Genomic DNA, 26,711 nt, shown 5'->3' on the forward strand with positions numbered 1-26,711 from the left:
ACCTCCTTACCTGTTAAATACTGTGCCGATTTCTAGCTGATGGCCTCGCAAATACTCTTCCGCCTTCATGCGCTTCTTCCCTGGTGCCTGAAGCTGGGTAATCCTTAAGCTTCCTTTGCCCGTCTGCACGGTGATACCGTCTCTAGTAGTCTCGGTAATCGTTCCCGGAAGAGCCTCACTCTCTTGGTTTAAAACCTCAGCTTGCCATATTTTATAAACTTTATCTTCCATCCGTGAATACGCACTGGGCCAGGGATTTAATCCCCTAATTAAGCGTTCAATACTCTTGGCCTCTTGTTCCCACTGAATATCACCTAGGGCTTTATCTAGCATCTTTGCATACGCTGTTGGGCTCGCCTCTGGCTGGGACTTGGGCTTTAACGTGCCCGCTTCTAGCCCCTTTAACGTCTCCACTAGTAACTTGGCCCCAGCTACTTGTAATTTATCGTGAAGGCTACCGCCGGTTTCCGTATCTTCTATAGTTATGACCGTCTTAAGAAGCATATCACCGGTATCTAAGCCTTCATCCATCTGCATGGTGGTGACACCGGTTTCCTTTTCCCCATCGATAATAGACCACTGTATCGGCGCGGCTCCTCGGTACTTAGGGAGTAGGGAGGCGTGAACATTGATACACCCATAAGGGGTCATCTCTAGCACGGCCTTAGGTAAAATCTGACCAAAAGCCACTACCACCATCACATCAGCTGGGTATTTACGCAGCTCTTCTAAGTGTTCTTCCTTGCGAATGCGATCCGGCTGAAAAACCGGAATCTGACACTTTAATGCCATCTCTTTAACCGGCGAGAAAGCTAGTTGCTTGCCCCGTCCTTTCGGCTTGTCCGGTTGGGTCACCGCTAAGACGACTTGATGACCGGCTTTTACAATCGCCTCTAACGTGGGCGCCGCAAAATCGGGAGTTCCCATAAAGATTACTCTCAAAGCGCTTCCTCCTCTTCTTCTATCGGCTCTTCGCTTACATCGTGAAGACCGTCTAAGGTTTGATCGACATACATTTTTCCTTGTAGGTGATCGATCTCGTGGCAAAAAGCTCTAGCTAGTAAATCGGTGCCCTCAACTTCGAAAGGTTCCATATTCTCGTCTAAGGCTCTTACCTTCACATATTCTGGTCTCGTTACGATCCCGTATTTGCCAGGAACGCTTAAGCAACCTTCAGAACCGGTCTGCTCGCCCTCTTCTTTAATAATTTCAGGGTTGATTAAAATAATCGGTCCCTCGCCCACATCGATGACGACGACTTGCTTTAAAACCCCGACTTGGGGTGCGGCCAAACCGACACCGTAGGCTTCATACATCGTATCTAACATATCCTCAATGAGCTCCCTAGTCCTAGGCGTCATTTCCTTGACTGGTTTTGCTTTCTTATATAGGACGTCATCTCCTAATTCTCGTATTTCTCTAACTGCCATACTACCTCCTTAAATTCCCTGGGCAGGGTCAAAATCAAATTGTATATATATTTTATTATAACCACGGTTAATTGAAGTATAAGCCTCAATTTTGTCTTTTGCGTGAATTAATGCTTGATATTCTTCACTTTTTATATAAATTACCCGGCGATAAACGTCTTTAATCTTAGCCACGTACGGAGTGGCCGGACCGATGATGCCATAAAGGTTCTCTTTATTAAGAAGCTTCGTAAAGTCTTTTAGGTATTTAGCGCCTCTCTCTAAGAGCTCCTCTTCTGGCGAACTAAGAAGAATCGCTAGCAGGTGCTCCGCTGGCGGATACCCCATCATCTCCCGGAAGGCATACTCCCTTTGGTAAAATTCTTCGTAGTCGTGATTGGCGGCTAGCTGGATGCTAAAATGCTCAGGGGTGTAGGTTTGAATAATGACCTCCCCCTTTTTCTCGCCTCGGCCGGCTCTTCCTGCCGCCTGGGTGAGTAACTGAAACGTCCGCTCGCTGCTGCGATAATCATTTCCGTACAGGGACATGTCTGCTGCCAATATTCCCACCAAAGTAACGTTTGGATAATCGTGACCCTTTACAATCATCTGGGTGCCGATTAAGATATCCGCTTCGCCTTCGCCAAAGCTTTTCAAAATTTTTTCAAAAGCTCCTTTTTCTCTTGTGGTATCCCTATCCATTCGCAGCACCCTAGCTTCTGGGTATTCCTTTTTCAAAAGCTCTTCAATCTGCTGAGTGCCGGCCTTAAAGCCGCCGATGTATTTGGAACCGCACTCCGGGCAAAGGCTTTGATTCTGAGTCTCATATCCGCAGTAATGACAAACTAAGCGATTGTTCTTATGAGCCGCTAACGACACGTCGCAGTGGGGGCACTTATAGACAAACCCACACTCCCGGCAGCTCACAAACCCGGCGTAGCCCCGCCGATTAATGAATAGCATGGTCTGTTCTTTTCGCGCTAACCGCTCCCTTATCTGTTCCTGTAAGTCTTCGCTTAAAATCGAACGATTGCCCTCTTTAAGCTCTGCTTTCATATCCACGATTCGCACCTCCGGTAGGAGGCCTTTCGTCGCCCGGTTCGGGAGCTTTAAAAGGGTATACTTACCGGTTTCACAAGCGTGATACGCTTCTAGCGACGGTGTGGCTGAGCCCAGTACCAAGGCCGCCCCTTCGGTTTCGGCTATTTGCCGGGCCACCTCCCGGGCGTGATACCTAGGCATCTGCTCGCTTTTATAGCTGCTTTCGTGCTCTTCATCGATGACGATAAGCCCTAGTTTTTCAAAAGGGGTAAAAAGCGCAGAACGAGGACCGATCATCACATCTACCTCGCCGTTTTTAACCCGTTCCATCTGATCAAAACGCTCCCCTAGGGAAAGCCTAGAATTGATAATCGCCAGTCGCTCACCAAAGCGGCTATAAAAGCGGCGTACCGTCTGATAAGTCAGGGCGATCTCCGGAATCAGCATAATCGCCTGAGAGCCTTCTTTTACCACTTCTTCAATCATCTCTAAATAGAGTCTAGTCTTGCCGCTGCCGGTAATCCCGTGAATCAAATAACTCTTTTGCTCACCCCTGCGATAATCTTCTAAAAAAATGTCTAAAGCCTTTTGCTGCTCACTCGTTAAGGCTTCATCGCTCCCCTCTTCGCCGCTCATCTGGGGCAGTCTAAAGACGCGCTTGGTCTCGATTTTCACCAGTCCTTGATCGGCTAAGGCTTTTAAAACGCTTGGTGTCACCTGATACGCATCCTTTAACGTCTTAAAACTTAAGCGTTCGTGATCTAACAGGGCGGCCAGTGCCCGCACCCGGGCCTTTTGGTTTTTATAAAGCAATAAATGCTCAAGCTTTGCCACCGCCTCTTCCCTCGATACGGCCAAACTGGCACTTTTTTCTTCTTTATTATTTTCCCGCTTTTTGATCGGCATAACGGTTTTTAGCGCCGCCACAAAGGTGCCACCGTAATGCTCTTTCATCCAGGCCGCTAAAGCCACCATTTTCCCCTCAAGAGCGATATCTTTTTCTAGAATCCCGGCGATATCCTTGATTTTTGTAGGTTCATAATCGGTCTTATCGGTAATATCTACCACGTAACCACTGATTTCGTGATTGCCTTTACCGAAAGGGATTTGCACCCGGCTACCAATCTTTACTTTTTCCTGCAAAGCTTCTGGGATTCGGTACTGAAAAATCCGGTCTAACTTCCCACTCGTAACATCTATAATAATATCTGCAAACATCCATTGCCCCACTTTTTTAACATTTTGCGCTTAGTAATTATATCACTATTTATAGGTCTTTGCCACTCCCTTGAAATCCGAACGAGCAAGTGTTATCTTATGAGTATCAACTAACTTGGAGGTATGAAAATGAGTAATTTAGAAAGACTACTTCGCTACACGGTGATTCGCACTCCTAGCGATGACGGTGCGGACACGGTTCCTTCTAGCAAGGTCCAATTTGATCTGGCGAAAGTCCTAGAGCAAGAAATGAAAGATTTGGGGTTAACCGATGTGGAACTGGATGACAAGTGCTACCTATATGGTAAGCTTCCTGCTACTCCTGGCTATGAGGACCATACCCGTCTCGGCTTTATCGCCCACATGGATACGGTCTCCGATTACTGCGACCACGAAATTAAGCCGATGGTAACTGAGAACTACGACGGTGGTGACTTGCCTCTTGGGGATAGCGGCAATGTACTCAGCGTCAGTATGTTCCCTCATCTAAAGGGTTTAAAAGGTCGAACCCTGGTAACCAGTGACGGTACGACGATTCTCGGCGCAGATGATAAGGCGGGTATCGCCGAAATTCTCACGATGGTGGAGCGCCTAATCAATGAGAACATTCCTCACGGTCCTCTTAGCATCGCCTTTACCCCTGATGAAGAAATCGGTCTAGGCGCCCATAACTTCGACGTGGATAAATTCGGCGCCAAATACGCCTATACTTTAGACGGAGACACGGAAGGAGAAATCCAGTATGAAAACTTTAATGCGGCAAAAGCGGTATTTGAAATTACTGGCGTCAGCGTCCATCCAGGCTCGTCTAAAAATACGATGATTAACGCTTCTCTCGTGGGCATGGAAATCAACAGCCTCCTTCCTGGCTGCGAGACCCCTAGAGGTACGGAAGATTACGAAGGTTTCTACCATCTCGACGGCTTTACCGGTGACGTGGCGAATGCCACCGCTTCGTATATCATTCGCGATCACAACGCCACTGCCTTTGAAGCCCGCAAGAATACACTACGTTTAATCGAAAAAGATTTGAATGAAAAATGGGGTGCTGGCACCGTTAAGCTTACCATTACAGATCAGTACCGCAATATGGCAGAAATTATCGAAGGTTGCATGCAGTTAATCGAAAATGCCAAGACCGCCGCCGAAAAAGTGGGCATCGAGCCTCTCGTACGTCCGATTCGCGGCGGCACCGACGGCGCCACCTTAAGCTTTATGGGTCTTCCTTGCCCTAATCTGGGCACCGGCGGCCACGCCTATCACGGTCCTCTCGAACACATCACCGTGGAAGGTATGGATTTAGCAACCGCAATGGCCTTAGAAATCGTTAAAATCAATACTATCTAAACAAATGGGGAGGTCGTTTTTTTCAAAAAACGACCTCCCTTTTTACAACTGAAGATCTTTTAGTTCTTCTTTAAACCCTTCACCAACCACTTCGTTTGATTCTACAATAATGGTAAAGGCTTTGGGATCAATCTCATGAACCATCTTTTTTATCACATACATCTGCTTGTTGTTACAAGCACACATTACTACGTCTTTCTTTTCTTTGGAAAAACTTCCGTGTCCGTGGATAATTGTCGAGCCGCGTCCAGAATACGCGTCGATTTTCTCAGCGATCTCTTCGCCGTTTTCCGTAACGATTAACGTCATCTTACCTTCGTCTGCTCCGTAGAGAATCTTATCCATTACCGCTGCCAACAGGTAGGTAACCAGGATTCCGTAGATTAAAGCATCTACATCCTTAAAGACCACCACAAACCCGATAACAATTGTGACCACATCTAAGAAAAAAGTAATTACCCCTAAGGTAACGTGAGGCTTTATCTGCTTAATTGACACCGAAATAAAGTCTTGACCGCCAGTAGATGATCCTCGCATAAAGATCATGGCGTAGCCGATGCCACAAAGCACACCCATACACAGGGCCGCTAATAACCGGTTCCCGTCATACACCGGGAAAAGGGGAGCTACGTAGTCAATCATTATCGAAGAAATAACCATACTTTTAACAGATTTGAAAAAGAAATTCTTCCCCAAGAATTTGTAACACAAAATCGCCACTGGGATATTAAGTAGCAAGGTTCCGATACCAATCGGTAGCCCAAATAAATGATATAGCACAATTGCAATACCAGAAAATCCCGCTACTGGGAACGCGGCATTAAGGGCAAAGTTATGTAAGCCGATACCAATAAGAAAACCGGCCACTAAGTCAAATAGCAAATCCAGCCCCAACTCTTTTAAATTGTATTTTTTGTTCATATAAAACCTCCTCTTCTGACCTTGCTATTCTAACCTATATCGTTCCCTTTTTCTAGTCCCAATGTTAATTGCTCTGGTTCGCTGGCATCTACAAGTTTTGAGGTACGAATTCCTAAGAGACGTACCGGTTCTTTATCCCAGATCCTTTCAAAGAGTTCTGCCGCTACCTGGTAGATTTCGCCGGCCTCACTGGTATGGCTTTCAAGCTGGCGCTGATGGGACACATTGGTGAAATCGTGGTATCTGATTTCCACGCTGATATTACCAGCCTTTTGCCCCTTCTTCTGTAAGCGCGTTGCCACTTTTGCCGCAAGTTTCGCAAGAATTCCTTGGATCTCGTCTAAGGTTACCGCATCCGCCGAAAGGGTGGTGGAATTCCCCACATTCTTTGCCTCCCGGCGCTCTCTCTTTACTTTACTCTCGTCATAGCCGTTGGCATACTCCCACATCTTGCGACCGTGCTTCTTTAAATGCAGTTCTAAAATACCGATATCCGTCTTGGCCAAGTCACCGATGGTATTGATTTCTAAATTTTTCAAGATCTTTACACTGGATTGTCCTACCATATATAGCTCCTCCACCGGTAAAGGCCACATCTTCTCCTCTATTTCTTCAGGGAAAAGGGTGTGGGTGCGGTCGGGCTTCGTAAAATCCGACGCCATCTTCGCCAAAATCTTCCTGGTGGAAATGCCTACATTAACGGTAAAGCCAAAACGCTCTTTCACTTCCCGGCGAATCATCTGGGCCGCGGCTTCGGGGGATTCATAATCGCTAAGTACGGCCGTCATATCTAGGTAACACTCATCCACGCTCATTTGCTGAATCAGCGGACTAATCGTCTCTAAGTATGCCATCAGCTCCCTACTATAGCGAGAATAGACACCGTGTTCCGGCTTTACCATCAATAGTTTTGGACACTTACGAAAGGCATTCGCAACAGGTTCCCCTGTGCGAATGCCATATTTCTTTGCTGGTGTCGACTTGGCTAGTACCACTCCGTGGCGAGACTTTTGGTCACCGCCAACGATGGAGGGCACTTCCCGCAAATCGATAGTGCTACCTTTTTTCAATTCTTCCACGGCGCTCCAGCTAAGGAACGCGCTATTTACATCAATGTGAAAGATAACTGACACTTTACTTACCTCTTGCCACAAGCTTTCCGTCTGCTACGTCTATCTCAATAATCGAGTTAGCGCTAATGTCTCCTTGTAGCATTAACTTCGCTGCCAAGGTCTCTACATGCTTCTGTAAGAAGCGCTTCAGTGGTCTTGCTCCGTACAAAGGATCATACCCACCCTCAACCACAAATTCCTTCGCCGCTGGTGTTAGCACAATCTCTACTTCGCGGTCGGCTAAGCGCTTATTTACATCGGCTACTAGTAAATCAATGATGTCATAAATATTACCTTTCGTCAACGGCTTAAAGCTGATAATTTCGTCTAAGCGATTTAAAAACTCTGGGCGGAAATGAGCCTTTAGGGCATCCATAACCCTTTCACTAGCCTCTTCCTTAATATGTCCTTCTTCATCAATCCCCTCTAAAAGATAGGAGGAACCAATATTTGAGGTCATAATCAAAATCGTGTTTTTAAAATCTACTGTCCGGCCTTGAGAATCGGTAATACGACCGTCATCAAGAACTTGTAAAAGTACGTTAAACACATCGGGATGGGCTTTTTCAATTTCATCAAAAAGTACCACGGAGTATGGTTTACGACGTACGGCTTCCGTTAACTGGCCACCTTCATCATAACCTACGTATCCCGGAGGCGCTCCAATCAAACGGGAAACGGAATGCTTTTCCATATACTCACTCATATCGATACGCACCATGTTGCTTTCGTCATCAAAGAGACTTTCTGCTAACGCCTTCGCAAGCTCCGTCTTACCAACACCGGTAGGACCTAAGAAGAGGAAGGAACCAATCGGTTTGCTAGGGTCTTTAATCCCTGCCTTCGACCGAATAATCGCTTCTGTCACCAGGTCAACCCCTTCTTCTTGTCCGATTACCCGTTTGTGTAACTCATCTGCAAGATGTAAGGTCTTATTGCGTTCGCTTTCATTTAGTTTCGAAACAGGGATACCCGTCCAGCGCGACACAATCTTCGCGATTTCTTCATCGCTTACACTTTCATGAACAAGGGTATTGTCTTCTTCCTTAACTAGCTCTTCTTGAACCTCTAACTCTTTTTGTAGCTGTGGCAATTTGCCGTATTGGAGCTCTGCTGCCCGATTAAGATCATAGGACTGCTGAGCCTTCTCAATCTCTTTATTCACCCCTTCGATTTCTTCCCGGAGTTTCTGAACCTTTTCTACACCTACTTTTTCGTTATCCCACTGGGCCTTTTTGCCCGCAAACTCTTCTTTGTGGACACTGAGTTCTTCCTGTAGATGAGTCAAACGGTCCTTACTTAAGCGATCGTCCTCTTTCTTAAGCGCTGCCTCTTCAATCTCTAGCTGCATAATCTTTCGCTGAAGCTCATCTAACTCGGCCGGCATCGAGTCAAGCTCAGTCTTAATCAGGGCACAAGCCTCATCCACCAGGTCGATGGCTTTATCCGGTAGAAAACGATCCGAGATATAACGATCTGATAACGTCGCCGCCGCGACCAAGGCACCATCGGTAATCTTTACCCCGTGGAACACTTCATACCGTTCTTTTAATCCCCTAAGGATAGAAATGGCATCCTCAACCGTTGGTTCTGTAACCATAACCGGTTGAAAACGACGCTCTAAGGCAGCATCCTTTTCGATATACTGACGGTACTCATCTAGGGTGGTGGCGCCGATACAGTGAAGTTCACCTCTTGCTAGCATTGGCTTTAACATATTGCCAGCATCCATGGCCCCATCTGACTTACCGGCACCTACTATCGTATGAAGCTCATCGATAAACAAGATAATACGCCCGTCAGAGCCTCTTACTTCTTCAAGAACAGCCTTCAACCGCTCTTCAAATTCGCCCCGGTACTTAGCACCGGCTACTAGAGCTCCCATATCCAAAGAGAAAATCGTCTTTTCTTTTAGACCTTCCGGAACGTCCCCGCGAACAATTCGCTGGGCAAGCCCTTCTACAACTGCCGTCTTACCAACACCAGGTTCACCGATAAGAACGGGATTGTTCTTCGTCTTTCTCGATAAGATACGCACCACGTTACGAATCTCAGCGTCACGGCCGATTACCGGATCAAGCTTCTGATCTCTCGCCCGCTCTACAAGATCGATTCCGTATTTCGTCAAGGTATCGTAGGTATCCTCAGGATGATCAGAAGTTACTTTCTGGTTGCCTCTGACACTGGATAAGGCCTTTAAAAAATCATCTCTTTTAATACCCATTTCCCGGAAAATAGTCTTCACTTCTTTGCCTGCATACTTCATCAGCGCCAAGAAAAGATGCTCCACGGAAACGTACTCATCTCCCATGGCTTTCGCCTCATCCTCAGCATGAATCAGGACCTTATTTAAGTCACTGCCAATATAAGGGTTACCTCCACTAACTTTCACCCGCTTTGCTAGCGCTTCCGCTACGCGAGTCATTAGGACATTTTTATCGATGCCCATCTTCGTGAGCAGCTTCATAATTAAGCTGTTTTCCTGATTTAGGAGCGCGTAAAGCAAATGCTCCTGTTCAATTTCTTGATTTCCATATTCCAAAGCAATCCGTTCCAAATCCTGCACGGCAGCCATGGAATTCTGCGTAAATTTATTAATATTCATAAATGTATAGTCCTCCTCTGTTATAGTCTTTATATAACACAAGTATAGTATAACACAAAAATTAGCACTTTCAAGTCGAGAGTGCTAATTTTTGATCATCTTTATATTTTTTTTACTATTTGGAATAGGACCAACAGGCGCTAATCTCAGGCATAATATCCGCGTACTTCCAATTGCTGTGAGAATTGGATTTTCTAAAAGGATCGTGAACGGTCACATATCCCTCTTCATAGCTGGTTAAGACGATAAAATGTCCCACGTCTGTAAATGTACCCTTTTGCATACTGCAGATAATCGGTGCTCCGCTTTGAAGGGTGTTCTTAATATACTCCTCGTCACCTGGGTAGGCTTCACTTACCTGAACGCCCCAGTTTCTAGCGCCGTCGGACATCAGTTGCCAAAGGCTACCGGAGTCCTCGGTAATAAAGCCCTGCTGGGTCGAATACGCCGCCACCTTATCAGGGGTTATCGCAGGATCTCCTGTGACGCCAATCAGCACCATCGACAGACACGTAGGACCGCACCCGGTAATTCCCATGGGCGAAGGGCCGTACATCGTATATCCCCAGCGTTCATCCCACTGGAAAAGGGTAGGAATATTGCCAGCCACAAAGTCTGCCCCAATGTCCTCAGCAGGGGCGTCATCCTTTTTCTCACCGTAATTGGCAACGTAATCCACCGTCTCTGGGTTCCGGTCTAGAAGTTCAATTATCTCAGCTGGGTATCCCTGCTTTGTGGCCTCAGCTCGTACTTCTTCAATTTCTTCACTAAGGCTAGGATCTTGCTTTTTCGTTTTTTCCTTTTCCTTACTTTGATCATTCTCCGCCGTCGCTTTGGTCTTTGGCTCAGTCTCTTTGTCGTCTTTCGCTGTGGCGATACAGATAATGATAAAAGCGGCTACTAGCACCAGTACAGCGATAATCGCTCTATTTATTAAAACTTTTTGTCTTCTTAATTGGGTATTTTTTCTTCTGCTCATAAAACGTGTTACTCCTCTTCTAGCTATCCTGCATTATACCCCAAACTTCTACAAGAATCAAATCACTCCGCTCCGGAAACGTGGTATAATGGAACAATACTTAGGAGGTAATGACTTATGAATATAGTATTTTTAGATGCAAAAACCATCGGCGATGATATTGATTTAAGCTCATTCGACGAGCTCGGAAAGGTTACGAAATACGATTTTTCGACGGCTGCCGAGGCTAGAGAGCGCTCCGTAGACGCCGATATCCTGGTGATTAACAAGGCCCCCGTAAACGCTTACACGACGGAAAAAGCAGACCGCTTAAAGCTGGTGTGCGTAACGGCTACCGGGACAAACAACCTAGATAAGGACTATCTAAAGGAGCGAGGCATCCAGTGGCGAAACGTGGCCGGCTATTCAACTGACTCAGTCACTCAGCATACCTTTGCCATGCTTCTCTATCTCTATGAAAAACTCAGCTACTACGACCACTACGTAAAGTCCGGGGGCTACGTAAGCGACGTGATTTTTTCTCATTTTAGCGAAACCTTTAGAGAGCTTAAGGGAAAGACCTTTGGCATTATCGGCCTGGGAAATATCGGGCGCAGCGTTTATCACGTAGCTAAGGCCTTTGGCCTAAATACCATCTACGCTTCCCCTAGTGGCGCACCCCCTCAGGAAGGGTATACCCAGGTAAGCCTTGATACCCTTTTAAAAGAAGCGGATATCGTCTCCATTCACGCGCCGCTAACGCCGGCTACGGAGAACTTAATCAACCGGGAACGTCTGGCCCAAATGAAGGAGACCGCTATTCTCCTCAATCTCGCCAGAGGGCAAATTGTGGACGAAGACGCTTTAGCCGGAGCCCTTGAAAATGGCGTAATCGCCGCCGCTGGTCTCGATGTGCTGCGGACAGAACCCATGAGTGAAAAGAATCCTCTGCTAAAGATAAAGGATAGCCGCAAGCTCCTTATTACCCCCCATATCGGCTGGGCAAGCGTGGAAGCCCGAACTAGGCTGATGGCGACCATCCATGGACAGATCAAAGAATTTTTAGAAGTATAAGAAAAAGAACCGGGACGATTGCTCAAATGTCCCGGTTCTTTTCTACTCTTAAATACCTAGAGAATCTTCTTTTTCTTTCTTTTCAAAATTCCGTGCTTCAATGCTTTCGCAAAGGGCGATATACTCGGGTTCGATAGATTCCGAAGCCGCAAATTTCTCGAATACAATCCGGCCGATATGAGCAAAGTCACGTTCGTTGGCCCGGTCTATGGAGCGTATCTCACTTTTGATCTTCTGCTCTTCGATAACCTCCTCAGCCTTCTTCCCTAAGTCACTGGCCACATCCTTGGCTTTCTTACCAAAATCTCTAATAAAGTCTTCCATAACCATTCTCCTTTCTTCTAGCTTAACCGATAACGTTTTGGTTGCGTAAGCGAATCACCGGTCCGCCGGTACCTTCTATATATTCTTTCGTAATAATAACCTTACCGATATTGCTGTCCTTAGGAACCTCGTACATAATATCTAACATAAACTCCTCGATAATCGCCCGCAAGGCACGAGCTCCGGTATCTTTTTCAATGGCTCGCTTAGCAATAGCGTGAAGGGCTTCTTCATTAAACTCTAGCTGAACCTCATCTAGGGCCAGAAGCTTTTGGTACTGCTTCAAAATTGCATTTCGTGGTTCTTTTAAAATCGTTACTAGCATTTCTTCGTCTAAAGCCTTCAAGGTAACAATCACCGGCAAACGCCCGATAAACTCTGGAATCATACCGAAGGTTCGCAGATCCTCTACCGATACCTTATCCAGAAGATTCTTATCGTTATCATACTTATCTTTAAGGTCTGCCCCAAAACCGATAGAAGATTTCTTAAGCAATCGCTCCTTCGTAATCTTCTCTAAATCCGGAAAGGCACCGCCACAGATAAACAAGATGTTCCGAGTATTCACCGTGGTTAACGGCACCATGGCATTCTTACTATTAGCGCCAACTGGAACCTCCACATCGCTACCTTCTAAAAGTTTTAGCATTCCTTGCTGAACTGACTCACCGCTAACGTCCCGCTGAGAGGAATTTTTCTTCTTGGCGATCTTATCAATCTCATCGATAAAGATAATCCCCTGCTCGGCCTTTTGCACGTCGTTACCGGCAGCCGCTAGAAGCTTAGAAACCACGCTTTCGATATCATCACCGATATAACCGGCTTCCGTCAGTGACGTGGCATCGGTAATCGCTAGCGGGACCTCGAGAATCTTCGCTAAGGTTTTGACCAAATACGTCTTACCAGAGCCTGTAGGTCCAATCATCAGCATATTGGACTTTTCGATTTCGATGTCGTCCATGGTGTCTGTTCCCACTCGTTTATAGTGGTTATAGACCGCCACCGACATGGCCTTTTTCGCTTGTTCCTGACCGATCACATACTCATCTAGGCTGGCCTTAATCTTATGAGGGGCCGGGAGATTATTAATATCAATTAACGGAACCACCTCTTCGTCTTCTTTTTTCTTTTTAAGCTTTTGCTGCTTGGGAATATCCTTTGGCAAATCATCCATATTAAAAATCTGCACATTGGGATTATCCATTAATTGGGAAAAATCATAACGACCGCTACTCATGGCATCAAAGCTCTTCTGCATACAATCGTTGCACACATAGATGCGATTTGGTAACTCAATCATCTTCCCCGCCGTACTTTCGGGACGATGGCAGACGAAACACACTTTTTCGTACTCGTCGTCTTCGACTTTATTTTCTTCTGTCTCTTCTACAACGCCCTTATTAACTTCCAGTTCTTCGTCATTCGTATATTCTTTATCTGACATAGAAATCTCCTTATTTCCCCTGCTTTTCTGCCACTAAGTCCAGAAAAGCCTCCTCGGTGATAATCGGTACATTAAGATCCTTTGCCTTCTTATTCTTCGAGGAAGTAGAATTTACATTGTTGTTGATTAGATACGAGGTTTTGCTCGTAACCGATCCTGTTACTTTACCACCATAGCTTTCAATTAGCGCCTTTACCTCTCCCCGGTTTTTAAAATGAGTGACCTCCCCGGTAATGACAAAGTTAAGGTTCGCAAAGATTAGCGGATTACCGCTAGCCTCTGGCTTGACGACTTCTAGCTCCCTTTGTAGGTCCTTGAATTCCTGTAAGTGCTTTTCGTCGGCAAAATAGCTAGTGAACGTACTGGCGATTACCTCGCCGATGGTATTTATAGAAACCAGCTCCTCAGGCGTAGCCTGAATCACCCGGTTAATATCGTTAGCAAACGCCTGGCAAATCACTTTCGCATTAGCCAGCCCCACATTTTCGATTCCCAGTCCGTAGATCAAATTCGCCGGTTCTACCTTCCGGGCTTTTTCGGCGCTGGCAACGAGATTTTCATAGGACTTCTTACCAAAGCCCTCTAAAGTCTCAATCTCCTCTTGATACCTAGCCAACCGAAAGATGTCCCGGTACTCCTTGATAAACCCGTGAGTGATAAACTTTGTAAGCGTCGCCTCTGAAAGGCCTTCCACGTTAAGCGCATCTCGGCTAACCAAGTGCACAAAATTTCCCACGTGCTTCGCCTGACAGTCCGGGTTAGCACAATAAAGGGACTGAGCTTCGCTAATCTGGCGAATCTGGGTGGGGCCATTACAGACGGGACACGTTTTGGGAATCTCAAGATTGCCTGACTGCGTAATATTCTCCCCAATTTGGGGAATGATCATATTGGCTTTATAAACAGTAATCTCATCGCCAATCCCTAGTTTTAACTCTTCTAACACACTGAGATTGTGGACGCTAGCTCGGCTAACGGTGGTCCCTTCTAGCTCCACTGGTTCGAAGATGGCCACCGGGTTAATCAGCCCTGTCCTAGAAGGACTCCACTCGATTTCTAAAAGCTTCGTCTCTTTGATTTCATCGGCCCATTTAAAAGCCATAGCATCCCGCGGAAACTTGGCCGTTCGCCCTAGGCTCTGACCGTACTCTATGTCATCATATAGTACCACAAGTCCATCTGAGGGAAAATCGTTTTCCTTGATTCTTTCGGAAAATTTCATAACTTCCCCGGCAATCGACTTTCTATCGGCCCTCACATGCTCTACCACTTCAAATCCTTGGCTTTTTAGCCACTGGAATTGCTGCTCTCTGGAGTTGTGAAAATCCACGTCGCCAGCAGAAGGTAAGGCAAAGGCGAGAAAATGTACGCTACGCTTAGCCGTTACTTCGTTACTTAGCTGGCGTACACTCCCGCTACATAAGTTACGAGGGTTCTTATATTTGGCCTCCGTCTCGGGGATCTCTTCATTAATCTTTTCAAAATCCCGGTAGCCGATAATAGCTTCCCCTCTAATCACCACTTCCCCCTTATAAGGAATGGCTAGAGGCAAATTCTTAAAGACCTTGGCGTTATTGGTTACCACTTCTCCGACGGTGCCGTTTCCACGGGTTACCGCCTTATAAAGGCGACCATCTCGGTAGGTAAGCACCACCGTTAGACCGTCTAATTTCCAAGAAACCAACACCGGCTGGGAACCGCAAAACGCCTCTAAATCCTCCACGCTTTTCGTCTTATCAAGGGAAAGCATGGGGGAGGCGTGTCGCTCCTTGGGTAGGTTGCTCACCGTCTCATATCCCACATTTCTCGTCGGGGATTCCGGTAAATACGTACCCAGTGACGCTTCAAGAGCCACCAGCTCATCATAAAGAGTATCGTACTCATAGTTACTCATCATTTCATCGGCGTCCACGTAATACGCTTTGCTCGCTTTATTTAAAAGGGAGACGAGCGCTTCCATGCGCGCCATTCCCTGGGGATTCTTCTTGTTCTCCATATAACTCCTCGATCTCCTCTTTTCGTAGTTTGCGGTACTCGCCTACCGGTAGGCTACCCAGTTCCAAATTCATAATCCGAGTACGCCTAAGTGTCTTCACCTGAAATCCAAGGGCGCTACACATTCGTCTAATTTGGCGATTAAGCCCTTGGGTCAAAACAATGGTAAACGTATTCTTTCCAATAATCTCTACCTTAGCTGGTCGCGTTACGGCGTCTAAGCGCTTCTCTTCATCGAAGATATGAACACCGCTTTCCATGGCCTTTTTAAAGGCAGTATCTATTTCTTTATCCACGGTTACTTGATACTCCTTTTCGTGGTGATTACGAGCACGCATAATGTGATTAATCAAATCCCCATCATTCGTCATAATCATTAAGCCCTCGGAGTCTTTATCTAAGCGCCCGGCATACGTAATTCGCTCTGGGTAATTCATGACCCGAATAATATTATGGCGGTCTCTTTTATCCTCGGTACAGACTACTCCGCGAGGCTTATTATACATCAGCACCACTTTCGTAGCTGGCCCAGAGATCACCTTTTTCCCCACGGTTATCTCCATGGAATCATCGACTTGCATACCCATAGTCGCTACTTGGCCGTCAACTTTCACCCGGCCCTGCGCGATTAGTTTATCGGCGCCGCGCCGGGAAGCTACCCCGGCATCGCTTAAAAACTTATTTAATCGTATCATTGTTGTTCCTCCATATGTTATAATACCATAGATATGAATACTTATATAATCGATACGAAAATTTCTATGAACCAAATACTCCTAGGAACCACTTTTGACGCCTTTTTCTTGGTGACTGGTGAAATCCGCACCGGATTTACCCACACCCTGGATGGGCGTCTTAATGTTGCCTATTTTGACGAGGCACCTGGCCACCAATTCGCGCGCTGGGAAGAGGCTAAGCCCTACGTCCTCTCCCTAATCAAAGGAAAGCGCACGCCGCTAGCAATGCACCTAATCTTTGCCCTTAACGAGGAGATGATAAGTAGCGTCAGTACGAATCCCGAGTTAGAGGGTCTCTATCTCAATCTCCACTTTAAAGAAAACGTCTTAACCCTTACTACCGGTACCGCTTATAAAACCTTTTCCCTTGATAAGAGTACCGACATTCTCTTCGCCGAATACGTAGAAGCGTTCCTCCGGAAAAAAGGGATTCCCTACGAAAAGCTATAGAGGTATTTTACAAAAGGAACTGCATCAGCAGTTCCTTTTGCTTCTTTATAATACTATTTCGTTAACAGTAGCATAATCTCATTGCTACGCTTTACAAAGTCGGTCATCTCTTCCGGTGACAAGCGCTTGTGAGAAAGCATTGCCAAATCGTAGAGTTGCTTACAGATAACCGGTACGCTCTTAGAACGCTTATGCTCTACCACAAACTTAACCAGTGGGTGGTTGGCATTTAAAATCAGCGTCTCTTGACCGCCCATATCCATCTGATCCATGCCGTAAGCCTTCATCATATCTTGCATCCGGCGACTTTCTTCGGCTAAGACCATCATGGAAGCCACGTCAGCATCTTTTAACTTCTCTACCTTAATATCTAGCTTGTCGTTATCAACGGCTTTGCGGAACACTTCCATCAAACTAGCGGATAGCTTATCAAAGGCTTCCTTCTCTTCTTCGCCAATTTCTTCTTTGGCATCATCGGTAAGACCGGCATCGATTCTCTGGAAACGAACCGTCTTATACTTCTGCTCTAATAAAGTAATGAACGCGGAATCGATATTGGCATCCAAGATAACCGCATCTTTTCCTTGGTTCTTAAACATCTTTACGTACTGACTTTGTTGCTGAACATCCGATACGTAGTAAATCGTCGTCTTCAGCTCATCCTCTACCACTTCATTTTCGCCGTCTTCGCCCTTAGTCTCTTCTACCACCTTACCGCCGTTTGCTTCCACACACTCTTCTAAAGTAAGGTACTTGTCTTCTAAGTTTTTAAAAAGAATAGCGGATTTCATCTTATCGGCAAACTTCTCGTCTTTTAAGCAACCAAATTTGATAAATGGATTGATGTTATCCCAGTATTTTTCATACTCGTCTCTTTTTGTCTTCGCCATGCCCGCCAGCTTATCAGCCACCTTCTTTGAGATGTACTCAGCAATTTTATTAACAAAGCCGTCGTTTTGCAGGGCACTACGGGAAACGTTGAGGGGTAGGTCTGGGCAATCGATTACGCCTTTTAAGACCATTAAGTACTCAGGAATCACCTCTTTAATATTATCGGCAATAAACACCTGATTATTATAGAGCTTAATCACTCCTTCTAAATTATCGTATTCCGTATTTACTCTTGGAAAATACAGAATCCCCTTTAAGTTAAAAGGATAATCCATATTTAGGTGAATCCAGAAGAGAGGCTCTTTATAGTCTAAGAAGACTTTGCGGTAAAACTCCCGGTAATCTTCTTCACTGCACTCATTGGGATGCTTCGTCCACAGCGGCGTAGTATCGCTAAGAGAAACTTCGCGCTTAACGATTTTGACTTTTTCTTCGCCTTTTTCTTCGTCCTTAATCTCTTCGACCACTTCGTCGCTATCAAGTAGCTGATCTTTATCGATGGTCTCGTACTCGGTCTCAGCGCCTGCCTTGGTTAGGAAAATCTCCACTGGCATAAAGTCACAGTACTTCTGGATAACTTCTCTAATCCGGTATTCGTTGGCAAATTCTAAGCTGTCGTCATTGATAAATAAGGTAATAGTAGTACCCACACCCTCTTTATTGCCTTCTGACATCTCATACTCGGTACCGCCGTCGCTTACCCAGTGAACGCTAGTCGCTCCCTCTTTATAAGAAAGAGAATCGATCTGCACTTCGTCGGCCACCATAAAGGCCGAGTAGAAACCGAGACCGAAATGACCGATCATATCATCTTCGGTGGTCTTATCTTTATATTTTTCTAAGAACTGAGTCGCTCCGGAAAAGGCGATTTGGGTAATAAATTCCTCCACCTCGTCAGCGGTCATTCCCAGTCCGTTATCGGTAAACTTAAGGCTCTTCTCCTCCGTATTAACCTCCACGTCAATCCGGGCTTTGTAATCTTCCGGCAAGCTATACTCGCCCATCATATCCAATTTTTTTAACTTTGTTATGGCATCCGTACCATTAGAAATGAGCTCCCGCACAAAGATGTCGTGGTCGGAATACACCCATTTTTTAATGATTGGAAAAATGTTTTCACTACTGATTTTTAAGCTTCCTTTTTTCGCACTCATGTATATTCACTCCTATCGTATTTTCTAAATCATATGATAATACCGTTAAAGGCAAAAGTCAACAAAAAACTAGCACTCTTTTTAAGCGAGTGCTAGTAATCGTGATTTTTTATTTTTATTCCACGCTTTTTAGTGATTCCACCATATCGATATTTCGCAGCTTATAGAACATCACCACGTTAACGATCAGGGAAAAGAATACGGTAAAGAGGATGCTGTAGATATAGCTAGGGAAATTAATCACCCGGCCAAACATTACGTACTCTACTTCTACCGTCTGAATAATATACTGGTGCAAGAAGTAGCCAAAACCAATGCCACAAATCGCGCCAATAACCGTCAACACGATATTCTCGCGGTACACGTATTTCGCTACCTCCATATCATAAAAGCCAAGGACCTTTATCGTCGCTAACTCTCGGCGACGCTCCGAAATATTGATGGTGTTTAAGTTATAGAGCACCACAAAAGCTAGGAGCGCGGCGGCGATAATCAAAACGATAATAACCAGATTAAGGGTTTTAATCATATCATCCATCTGCCGCATTAAGTCCTTCGAGTACTGAATACTTAAAACCCCGTCTTGAGTCAGGAGACGCTCACCAGACTCTTCAATGCGATCGTAGTCCGCGCTCTTCGTATTAAAGAGCATGCTATTGTAATCGGGAGCCTGGCCGAAGATTTCCTCGTAGTACCCAGGGGATAAGTAGAGATAGTGACCGACGTAATTTTCGCAAATATTGGCAATCTTAACCGGCGTCTCCACCTCTTTAATCTTAATCGTATCGCCCACTTCTACCTCTAGTTCCTTCGCCGTCTTCTCGGAGATAATCGCCCCTTTGTCATCCAAGCGATACTCTTCGTGACTCTTCCGGTCCCGGAAGTGGATATAATCCTCCAAATCCTTAAGGGTATCCGGGCTAAAGATATAAGCATCCCACTTGGTCTTCCCCTTCGTCAGGGTAACGTTCTTCATGTAGACGGGAAGCGCGGCCGTAATATTACTATCGTCTAAGGCATAATCTAAGATATCTGCCTCTTCGCTTTCGGTCACATCCTCGGTAAAAATCGCTTGCCCCTCATACTGTTGCAAATCCGTATACTGGACGTAGGTAATGTCGTAAATGGAATCCCGAATACCAAAAGCCGTAATCAACAGCCCCATACAAGCGGCAATACCAAAGACCGTCATAAAGAAGCGCTTTTTATACCGCATTAAATTGCGGATAGTGGATTTCCAGATAAAGCTTAAATGCTTCCAGATAAACCCGATCCGCTCTAAGAACACCCGGGTTCCCTTTTTCGGTGCCGGCGGTCGCATCAGCACTGCCGGTCTTTGCCGTAATTCCTTATAGCAAGAAAAAATGGTCGCTAGCAGCGTACTAAAGACTGCTAAAGCCGTGGCAAACAAACCTAGAGGCAAGTTATACGGCACGATAATATCCGGCAGATGCCGATACATCATTCCGTAAGAATAGATAATTATATAGGGGAATATCTTTTCACCAAAGAGCACCCCGAAGATACTTCCCGTCACCGTTGCTAGGAGGGCATAACCGATGTACTTCATGGCAATACTCGGCTTATTGTAGCCAAGGGCCTTCATGGTACCAATGGCCATTCGCTGCTCTTCCACAAGACGGCTCATAGTGGTTAAACTAACGAGAGCGGCCACCAGGAAGAAAATCACCGGGAATACCTCGCCGATTTTTCCTATTCTCAGGGCATTATCGCCATATCCTGTATAATCGGGAAAGGTTGAGCGGTCCTCAATATACCACTTGGGCTTCTTAATATCGTTGACTTTTGCTTCGGCTTCAGAAAGCTCTTTATCTGCCTCCTTTGACTGCTCGGTCAGTTCCTTCATACCACTATCTAGCTGATTCTTTCTCACGTCTAGCTCGGCTCTTCCTGAGGCCAGCTGTGTGCCTCTGGCTGAAAGTTCGTTTTTACCGGCTTCTAACTGGCTCGTCCCACTAGCTAATTTCTGATAGCTCGCCTGAAGCACGGCCTCATTGCTAGCAATTTCCGCCTTTGAAGCATCCAGCTGCTGCCGGATACTCTGGGCCTGAGCATTTAACTGGGATAAGGTGGCGCCTAGCTGACCTTGATTTTCTTTCATCACTCCTAACTGGGCTTTTAAGCCGGCTAACTGAGCCGCCTCATCAGCCGTTATGCTGCCGTTACTGGCCTTTTCTTCTAGAATCGCAATCTGACCCTCAATCTGGGTTATCCCCCCGGTGAGTTCATCGTAACTAGCCTGCAACTGCTGAATCTGGTCGCTTAGCTGAGAATACCCAGACTCTCCCGCTTCGTATTTGGCTTTTCCTTCGGCTAAGGCGTTCATACCGGCATAATAAGCACTCCAACCCTGGTTAAGCTCTTGTTCCTGGGCATATAACTGGGCCCAGGCAGCCTCAATCTGGGCCTCCCCAGAAACGATTTCCGCCTCCGCATTATTCAGCTGATTTTCGCCATCAGCCAACTCTTTCTTCGCCTTGTCAATCTCTTCATCGGCCTCTTTTCGCGCCTTCTCAATCTCCTCATTCGCCTCTTCTACCAGTTCCTCTTGGCGCGTACTAGCAAGCTTATCAGCCACCGGGCTTAAGTCATCTATCACCTCTTCGATCCGCTGATCGTATTCATCGGTATAGGCTAAAAACTCCTTGGCACCGCTTACGCTTAAGTAGACTTCGGTATACACTTCCAGCGAAAAGGTCTCTTCGCTAACCAAGCAAAAGCCACTAACCACACCGGTACCGATATTGGTATTCCCACGCTCAAAGCCGATATAGGCTGGGCTATTTACAATGCCCACTACCTTTAAGCGGTCCTGCTTAAGGGTATCTTTTACCTCCTTATCACCCTCTAGTGAAAGGTGAATCTCATCGCCTACCTTGTAGCCCAAATCAGAATCTACCACACACTCTCCGATTTTTTCCGGTAAGTTGCCTTTCTCTAAGCTTACCTGATTAATCTCTGGCAAATAGGAAGATACCCTAAGAACGATCTGTTTCTCATTCTTTTCACAGAGAAAATCGCTGCTGTAGCTACCGGTCGCCTTCTCTATATCCTTTTCCTTAGCTAGCGCCTCTACTTCCGTCTCCGTAATGCCATAGGTACTATAGGCCTTTACATCCGCCAAATTCGTGCGGTCGTAATACGTATCAGCCGTCACCCGCATATCCGGCTCCGTTGCTCTGATTCCGGAAAAAAAAGCTACGCCTAGGGCCACAATAAAGAAGATCGATAAAAATCTTCCCGGACTATTCTTTATTTCTCTGACAAAATCGATAAATGTCGCTTTCTTACCCAATGTGTTTCTCCTTGTGCTTTCTACCACTCGATTTCTTCCACCGAAATCGGGTTCTCATTCTCTCTCATCGATGACACCTTACCGTTTTTAATCTTGATAATTCGGTCTGCCATTGGGGAAATAGCCGAGTTATGGGTGATTAAAATCACCGTCATCCCCTTCTCCCTACAGGTGTCTTGAAGAAGCTTTAGAATCGCTTTCCCCGTCTGGTAATCCAGCGCCCCGGTGGGTTCATCACACAGTAACAGCTTAGGATTTTTGGCTAAGGCTCTAGCAATGGAAACCCGCTGCTGCTCTCCCCCTGATAGCTGGGCCGGAAAGTTATTGATCCGGGCGCCAAGTCCTACGTCCTCTAAAGTTTCCTTGGCATCCATTGGATGCTTAGATATCTGCAACGCCAACTCCACGTTTTCAAGAGCGGTTAAGTTGGGAATCAAATTATAGAACTGAAAGACAAAGCCCACATCGTCTCGCCGATAGGTGGTTAACTGGCGCGGGCTATACTTTGCCACATCGTGACCATCCACTAATACTTCACCAGAGGTGGCCACATCCATACCTCCGAGAATATTAAGAACGGTGGTTTTCCCTGCTCCACTAGGACCTACCACCACCGCAAACTCACCTTGTTCAATCTGAAAATCGATTCCGTCAGCCGCCGGGATCTCAACTTCTCCTACTTTATATACTTTTCGCACATTATTAAGCTCCACAAAACTCATGGCTATTCTCCTTAAACCTCTAATTCGTTCCTGATAAATTCTTCGTATATTTCATCATAACACAACAATTATGGGAAAAGATGAAAATTTTGTGATGAATTACCATCATTTGCCTCAGCGAAACTAGCAATAGTCACGAAATTCCCTGATAAACCTTATATTGTCTCCAAAAAAATGCTATAATACAATAGTAGTTCGCCCACACAGTTAAAGATCGGAAGGTAGATATGTTTAGTGTAAATGAGTTAGTGGTTTACGGCAACTCTGGATTATGCACAGTTGATGCTGTCGGCGAATTAAACATCCCCAGTGCTAAAAGTGATAAGGCCTATTATACCTTATCACCCTTAAATCAGAAGAATTCACAGATTTATGCCCCCGTTGACAGTGAAAAAACCGTCATCCGCAAAGTCTTAAGTGAATGCGTCTGTAAGGACTTAGTCAGCGATATCCCTTTTATCACACCCTTTAATGTCCAGACCGAAAAGGATCGTGAGAGAGAATATCGACAAGTTCTAAAGAGCTGCGATTTACGCGATATCGTCAGCTTAATTAAGTATTTGTATATCAAAAAACTAGACCTGGAAGAACACGGCAAGAAACTTAATCTTTTAGACAAATCCAGCTTGCAAAAAGCCGAGAAGATTGTCTACAGTGAACTTCAAACTGTGCTTGGTGTAGAGGATGATTTAGTTCGTAACTTAATTCTGAGTAATCTTAAAGTAAAGTCAGAATAAGGAGCCAAAGGGCCCCGTCGCTTATTAATAAGCGCCGGGGCCCTTTAAACATCAACTTAATAGTTTCCTTAATATCTCATTCACCATTCCCGGGTTTCCCTGGCCTTTTAAGACCTTCATGGTCTGACCCACCAAAAAGCCCAGCGCTTTTTCTTTCCCCCCTTGGTAATCCGCTACCGACTTAGGATTCTTCGCTACCACCTCCTTGGCAATCTCTTCTAAGGCAGCGGTGTCATTTACCGACTTTAAGCCCTTTTCTTCCACATATTCTCGCGGACTGACGTCCTCGTCAAAAATATGTTCAAAGACCTCTTTAGCAACGGTGCCATTAATCAATCCTTGATCAACCAAATCAATCAACTCCGCTAAATGCGCTGGCGAAAAGTTCACGTCTTCCGCCTCTAGGCCACGCTCTTTCACTAAACGTAGGGTCTCCACCATTAGCCAGTTACTTACTTTCTTTGGTTTATGACAGAGGCTACTCGTCGCTTCAAAAAGGTCAGCCATTCGCTTGGTCTCCGTTAATATGCGGGCATCGTATTCTGGTATGTCAAATTCCTTTTTATAACGCCTGAGCTTTTCTGCTCTAAGCTCAGGTTGGTTATCCTTGATTCTCTGAACCCAGACCTGGTCAATATGAACTGGCGGTACATCTGGATCAGGAAAATATCGGTAATCCTGAGCATCCTCTTTCGAGCGCATAGAATAGGAGGTTTCTTTATTATCATCCCAGCGCCGGGTTTCTTGAATAACTGTGTTTCCACTTTCTAAAAGCTCTATTTGGCGCTCTCGTTCCCCGGCTATCGCTCGGCTAATGGCCTTAAAGGAGTTAAGATTTTTCATCTCGGTGCGAGTTCCCATACTAGCTTCCCCTACAGGTCTAACCGATAGATTCACATCTGCCCTCATCGATCCCTCTTGTAATTTACAATCAGAGGCACCGAGATAACGAATAATTGTCCGCAACTCATTTAAATACGCGATTACCTCTTCGGCGCTTCGCAAATCCGGCTCCGATACAATCTCCACTAAAGGTACACCACTCCGGTTATAATCCACTAATGAAGTATCATCCCACTCATCGTGAAGTAATTTACCCGCATCTTCCTCCATATGCATCTCATGGATGCGAATAATGCGAGGCCCTGCATCCACCTGAATCTGGATCTGGCCATTTCTGGCAATCGGCAAATACAGCTGAGAAATCTGATAGTTCTGGGGATTGTCCGGGTAAAAATAGTTCTTGCGGTCAAATTTCGTAACCGGAGTAATGTCACAGTTTAGCGCCAAACCAATGGCCAGTGCATGCTCTACCACTTGCCGATTAAGAACCGGCAGCGCCCCTGGCATGCCGGTACACACCGGACAAGTATGAGTATTCGCAGAAGCGCCAAAGTCATTTTTACAGCTACAGAAAATCTTGGTCTTGGTCTGAAGCTCTACGTGTACCTCCAGGCCGATTACCGTTTCGTATGCTTTACTCATCTACTTCCCCTCCTTTTCCAATCGCCGGCGCCTGATAAGGCCGGCTTTTTTCTAAGGCATAGGCAGCCTTTAAAATCGCCTTTTCCTGAAAGCAGTCTCCTAAAATTTGGATACCGATCGGTAAGCCTTTTAAGTCTTTTCCTATGGGCAGGGTAATGCCTGGAAGCCCGGCTAAATTGGCCGAAATGGTATAGATATCGCTTAAGTACATCTGTAGCGGATCCTTTAGACTCTCCCCTAACTTAGGCGCCGTCGTCGGTGCCACGGGAGCGACCACCACATCAAACTGAGAAAAAGCCTGAGTAAATCTTTCTTTTATCAAGGCTTTTGCTTTTAATGCCTTCAGATAATAAGCGTCGTAATAGCCAGCACTTAAGACGAAAGAGCCTAACATAATCCGGCGCTTAACCTCTTCTCCGAAGCCCTCGCTTCTGGTTCGCTTGTACATCTGGGCCAAATCATCGTAAACGGTCGTACGGTAACCATACTTAACCCCGTCAAAACGGGATAAGTTTGAACTTGCTTCCGCAGAAGCCATAACGTAATAGGCAGGCACAGCATACTCGGTGAGACCTAACGCAAATTCCGTTACGATGGCCCCTTTATCCGCCAAAATATCTAGCGCTTTCTTAATCTCTTCGGCTACTTCTGTATCTAAGCCCTGACTAAAATACTCCTTGGGAACGCCAATCTTAAGTCCCTTCACATCTTCTGTTAAGGCACTTCTAAAATCATAATGCTCTCGTCTTACACTTGTAGCATCCTTTTCGTCTGGGCCCGCTAGCACTTCTAGAATAAGGGCCGCATCGGCAACCGAGCGGGTAACGGGACCAATCTGATCTAGGGAAGACCCATAGGCAATTAGACCATACCGTGAAATCGTCCCATAGGTGGGTTTTAATCCCACCACGCCGCAGTGACCTGCCGGCTGACGAATCGACCCACCGGTGTCAGACCCTAGCGAAAAAGCACACTCTCCAGCCGCTACTGCTGCACAACTACCGCCCGAAGAACCGCCCGGAACCCGGGTCAGATCCCAGGGGTTACGGGTCACGCCAAAAGCAGACGTCTCCGTAGTCGAACCCATGGCAAACTCATCCATATTGGTCTTACCAATGACGATGGCGCCAGCTGCCTCTAGTCGCTCCACCGCCGTAGCACTAAAGGTCGGGTAGTAGTTCTCTAACATTTTCGAGCTACAAGTAGTTCGAAGTCCTTTCGTAGAAAGATTATCTTTAATCGCTACCGGCACTCCTGCTAGCACACCTAGTGTTTCTCCTTTAGCAATTCTTGCTTGTACGTCTTCCGCTTTCGCTAGCGCCCTTTCTTTATCTAAGGTGACAAACGCATTCACCTTATCTTCACACGCTTCCATGCGCTGGAAATACTGAGTCACCACCTCTGGGGCTTGATACTCTCCTGTCTTTATCTTCGCGGCAAGCTCACTTGCCGTTATCTTTGATACATCCACCTTGCTCCTCCTTATCCTATCGTTTTCGGCACCTTAAACATTCCATCTTTCACTAATGGTGCATTCTTAAGCGCTGCCTCTGCGCCGTTTTCACCACTAGGAATGTCTTCGCGAAAAACATTGTCAGACGCAAACAAATGGGTAAGCGGCTCTACCGCTTCCGTATCTAGCGTCTCTAACGTTTCAATATAAGTCAGCATTTTTTCCATTTCGGCTGCTGCCTTTTTCTTCTCCTCTTCTCCTAGCTCTAATTGAGCTAAAAGGCTTACATGGGCAATTGTCTCATCTGTAATTTTCATT

At 45.9% G+C, this 26,711-nt stretch carries 21 protein-coding genes; 4 read left to right on the forward strand and 17 right to left on the reverse strand.

The features are described from left to right. Positions 1–6 precede the first annotated feature (6 nt). From fmt to priA, 3 genes are read right to left on the reverse strand one after another with little or no spacing between them, the layout of a single operon-like run. Complete coding sequence (gene fmt / locus NHH16_RS00900; RefSeq protein ID WP_262067715.1) at positions 7–942, reverse strand: methionyl-tRNA formyltransferase; 936 nt, start codon at positions 940–942, stop codon at positions 7–9. Further along, positions 939–1,430, reverse strand: coding sequence for a peptide deformylase (def, locus tag NHH16_RS00905; protein WP_262067716.1), 492 nt, complete (start codon positions 1,428–1,430; stop codon positions 939–941). Before def ends, fmt begins: the two co-directional genes overlap by 4 nt. A 9-nt stretch (positions 1,431–1,439) precedes the next feature. Continuing rightward, entirely contained in the window at positions 1,440–3,668 is a 2,229-nt protein-coding gene (gene priA / locus NHH16_RS00910; RefSeq protein WP_262067717.1) for a replication restart helicase PriA, read from the reverse strand. 129 nt (positions 3,669–3,797) lie between these two features. On the opposite strand from priA, the gene pepT reads away from it, so the two are divergent. Then, entirely contained in the window at positions 3,798–5,015 is a 1,218-nt protein-coding gene (pepT, locus tag NHH16_RS00915) for a peptidase T (RefSeq protein WP_262067718.1), read from the forward strand. 42 nt (positions 5,016–5,057) lie between these two features. Here pepT and NHH16_RS00920 read toward each other — a convergent pair whose 3' ends face one another. The 4 genes from NHH16_RS00920 to NHH16_RS00935 form a co-directional block, all read right to left on the reverse strand. Then, positions 5,058–5,936: a YitT family protein gene (locus NHH16_RS00920; protein ID WP_262067719.1), complete on the reverse strand. Its 879-nt coding sequence runs from the start codon at positions 5,934–5,936 to the stop codon at positions 5,058–5,060. 29 nt (positions 5,937–5,965) lie between these two features. Further along, positions 5,966–7,069, reverse strand: a complete 1,104-nt coding sequence (locus NHH16_RS00925) for a Y-family DNA polymerase (protein WP_262067720.1) — start codon at positions 7,067–7,069, stop codon at positions 5,966–5,968. A gap of 1 nt (position 7,070) precedes the next feature. After that, positions 7,071–9,653, reverse strand: a complete 2,583-nt coding sequence (gene clpB / locus NHH16_RS00930) for an ATP-dependent chaperone ClpB (RefSeq protein ID WP_262067721.1) — start codon at positions 9,651–9,653, stop codon at positions 7,071–7,073. Positions 9,654–9,768: 115 nt separating this feature from the next. Further along, positions 9,769–10,632: a C39 family peptidase gene (locus NHH16_RS00935; RefSeq protein WP_262067722.1), complete on the reverse strand. Its 864-nt coding sequence runs from the start codon at positions 10,630–10,632 to the stop codon at positions 9,769–9,771. A gap of 117 nt (positions 10,633–10,749) precedes the next feature. Between NHH16_RS00935 and NHH16_RS00940 the strand changes: the two genes are divergently transcribed. Continuing rightward, positions 10,750–11,685: a D-2-hydroxyacid dehydrogenase gene (locus NHH16_RS00940; RefSeq protein ID WP_262067723.1), complete on the forward strand. Its 936-nt coding sequence runs from the start codon at positions 10,750–10,752 to the stop codon at positions 11,683–11,685. Positions 11,686–11,733: 48 nt separating this feature from the next. Here the strand turns inward: NHH16_RS00940 and NHH16_RS00945 are convergent, their stop codons facing one another. The 4 genes from NHH16_RS00945 to NHH16_RS00960 are packed head-to-tail and all read right to left on the reverse strand — an operon-like array spanning position 11,734 to position 16,143. After that, positions 11,734–12,009 (reverse strand): hypothetical protein, encoded by a 276-nt coding sequence (locus NHH16_RS00945; RefSeq protein WP_262067724.1) that lies wholly within the window; start codon positions 12,007–12,009, stop codon positions 11,734–11,736. 22 nt (positions 12,010–12,031) lie between these two features. Then, positions 12,032–13,453 carry an ATP-dependent Clp protease ATP-binding subunit ClpX gene (gene clpX, locus NHH16_RS00950; protein ID WP_262067725.1) on the reverse strand — a complete coding sequence of 474 codons (1,422 nt, stop codon included), beginning with the start codon at positions 13,451–13,453 and terminating at the stop codon, positions 12,032–12,034. A gap of 10 nt (positions 13,454–13,463) precedes the next feature. Then, a complete protein-coding gene (gene ligA / locus NHH16_RS00955; RefSeq protein WP_262067726.1) occupies positions 13,464–15,449 on the reverse strand; it encodes an NAD-dependent DNA ligase LigA in 1,986 nt (661 codons plus the stop codon). Further along, on the reverse strand, positions 15,385–16,143 hold the full coding sequence (locus NHH16_RS00960) for a pseudouridine synthase (RefSeq protein ID WP_262067727.1): 759 nt from the start codon (positions 16,141–16,143) through the stop codon (positions 15,385–15,387). Before NHH16_RS00960 ends, ligA begins: the two co-directional genes overlap by 65 nt. 66 nt (positions 16,144–16,209) lie before the next feature. On the opposite strand from NHH16_RS00960, the gene NHH16_RS00965 reads away from it, so the two are divergent. Further along, positions 16,210–16,635: a DUF5721 family protein gene (locus tag NHH16_RS00965; RefSeq protein ID WP_262067728.1), complete on the forward strand. Its 426-nt coding sequence runs from the start codon at positions 16,210–16,212 to the stop codon at positions 16,633–16,635. Between the two features lie 53 nt (positions 16,636–16,688). On the opposite strand, the gene htpG is transcribed toward NHH16_RS00965, so the two are convergent. From htpG to NHH16_RS00980, 3 genes are all read right to left on the reverse strand, one after another. Continuing rightward, positions 16,689–18,680: a molecular chaperone HtpG gene (htpG, locus tag NHH16_RS00970; RefSeq protein WP_262067729.1), complete on the reverse strand. Its 1,992-nt coding sequence runs from the start codon at positions 18,678–18,680 to the stop codon at positions 16,689–16,691. A 115-nt stretch (positions 18,681–18,795) separates the two neighbouring features. After that, on the reverse strand, positions 18,796–21,996 hold the full coding sequence (locus NHH16_RS00975; RefSeq protein WP_262067730.1) for an FtsX-like permease family protein: 3,201 nt from the start codon (positions 21,994–21,996) through the stop codon (positions 18,796–18,798). Positions 21,997–22,016: 20 nt separating this feature from the next. Next, positions 22,017–22,718 carry an ABC transporter ATP-binding protein gene (locus tag NHH16_RS00980; RefSeq protein ID WP_262067731.1) on the reverse strand — a complete coding sequence of 234 codons (702 nt, stop codon included), beginning with the start codon at positions 22,716–22,718 and terminating at the stop codon, positions 22,017–22,019. 227 nt (positions 22,719–22,945) lie between these two features. On the opposite strand from NHH16_RS00980, the gene NHH16_RS00985 reads away from it, so the two are divergent. After that, positions 22,946–23,455: a CarD family transcriptional regulator gene (locus NHH16_RS00985; RefSeq protein ID WP_262067732.1), complete on the forward strand. Its 510-nt coding sequence runs from the start codon at positions 22,946–22,948 to the stop codon at positions 23,453–23,455. Between the two features lie 51 nt (positions 23,456–23,506). On the opposite strand, the gene gatB is transcribed toward NHH16_RS00985, so the two are convergent. The 3 genes from gatB to gatC are packed head-to-tail and all read right to left on the reverse strand — an operon-like array spanning position 23,507 to position 26,710. Then, entirely contained in the window at positions 23,507–24,940 is a 1,434-nt protein-coding gene (gatB, locus tag NHH16_RS00990) for an Asp-tRNA(Asn)/Glu-tRNA(Gln) amidotransferase subunit GatB (RefSeq protein ID WP_262067733.1), read from the reverse strand. Then, positions 24,933–26,411, reverse strand: coding sequence for an Asp-tRNA(Asn)/Glu-tRNA(Gln) amidotransferase subunit GatA (gene gatA / locus NHH16_RS00995; protein ID WP_262067734.1), 1,479 nt, complete (start codon positions 26,409–26,411; stop codon positions 24,933–24,935). Before gatA ends, gatB begins: the two co-directional genes overlap by 8 nt. A gap of 11 nt (positions 26,412–26,422) precedes the next feature. After that, positions 26,423–26,710 carry an Asp-tRNA(Asn)/Glu-tRNA(Gln) amidotransferase subunit GatC gene (gatC, locus tag NHH16_RS01000; protein ID WP_262067735.1) on the reverse strand — a complete coding sequence of 96 codons (288 nt, stop codon included), beginning with the start codon at positions 26,708–26,710 and terminating at the stop codon, positions 26,423–26,425. Between the last annotated feature and the right edge of the window lies 1 nt (position 26,711).

The organism is Ohessyouella blattaphilus, from assembly GCF_024721265.1.
Lineage (GTDB): Bacteria > Bacillota > Clostridia > Lachnospirales > Lachnospiraceae > Aequitasia > Aequitasia blattaphilus_A.

Coding starts and splice junctions, on each gene's coding strand:
- clpX (WP_262067725.1), bottom strand. CDS start 13,453: ATGTCAGATAAAGAATATACGAATGACGAAGAACTGGAAGTTAATAAG.
- ligA (WP_262067726.1), bottom strand. CDS start 15,449: ATGGAGAACAAGAAGAATCCCCAGGGAATGGCGCGCATGGAAGCGCTC.
- NHH16_RS00980 (WP_262067731.1), bottom strand. CDS start 22,718: ATGAGTTTTGTGGAGCTTAATAATGTGCGAAAAGTATATAAAGTAGGA.
- gatC (WP_262067735.1), bottom strand. CDS start 26,710: ATGAAAATTACAGATGAGACAATTGCCCATGTAAGCCTTTTAGCTCAA.
- pepT (WP_262067718.1), top strand. CDS start 3,798: ATGAGTAATTTAGAAAGACTACTTCGCTACACGGTGATTCGCACTCCT.
- NHH16_RS00965 (WP_262067728.1), top strand. CDS start 16,210: ATGAACCAAATACTCCTAGGAACCACTTTTGACGCCTTTTTCTTGGTG.
- NHH16_RS00945 (WP_262067724.1), bottom strand. CDS start 12,009: ATGGAAGACTTTATTAGAGATTTTGGTAAGAAAGCCAAGGATGTGGCC.
- priA (WP_262067717.1), bottom strand. CDS start 3,668: ATGTTTGCAGATATTATTATAGATGTTACGAGTGGGAAGTTAGACCGG.
- NHH16_RS00920 (WP_262067719.1), bottom strand. CDS start 5,936: ATGAACAAAAAATACAATTTAAAAGAGTTGGGGCTGGATTTGCTATTT.
- gatB (WP_262067733.1), bottom strand. CDS start 24,940: ATGAGTAAAGCATACGAAACGGTAATCGGCCTGGAGGTACACGTAGAG.
- def (WP_262067716.1), bottom strand. CDS start 1,430: ATGGCAGTTAGAGAAATACGAGAATTAGGAGATGACGTCCTATATAAG.
- clpB (WP_262067721.1), bottom strand. CDS start 9,653: ATGAATATTAATAAATTTACGCAGAATTCCATGGCTGCCGTGCAGGAT.
- NHH16_RS00935 (WP_262067722.1), bottom strand. CDS start 10,632: ATGAGCAGAAGAAAAAATACCCAATTAAGAAGACAAAAAGTTTTAATA.
- NHH16_RS00940 (WP_262067723.1), top strand. CDS start 10,750: ATGAATATAGTATTTTTAGATGCAAAAACCATCGGCGATGATATTGAT.
- htpG (WP_262067729.1), bottom strand. CDS start 18,680: ATGAGTGCGAAAAAAGGAAGCTTAAAAATCAGTAGTGAAAACATTTTT.
- NHH16_RS00960 (WP_262067727.1), bottom strand. CDS start 16,143: ATGATACGATTAAATAAGTTTTTAAGCGATGCCGGGGTAGCTTCCCGG.
- NHH16_RS00985 (WP_262067732.1), top strand. CDS start 22,946: ATGTTTAGTGTAAATGAGTTAGTGGTTTACGGCAACTCTGGATTATGC.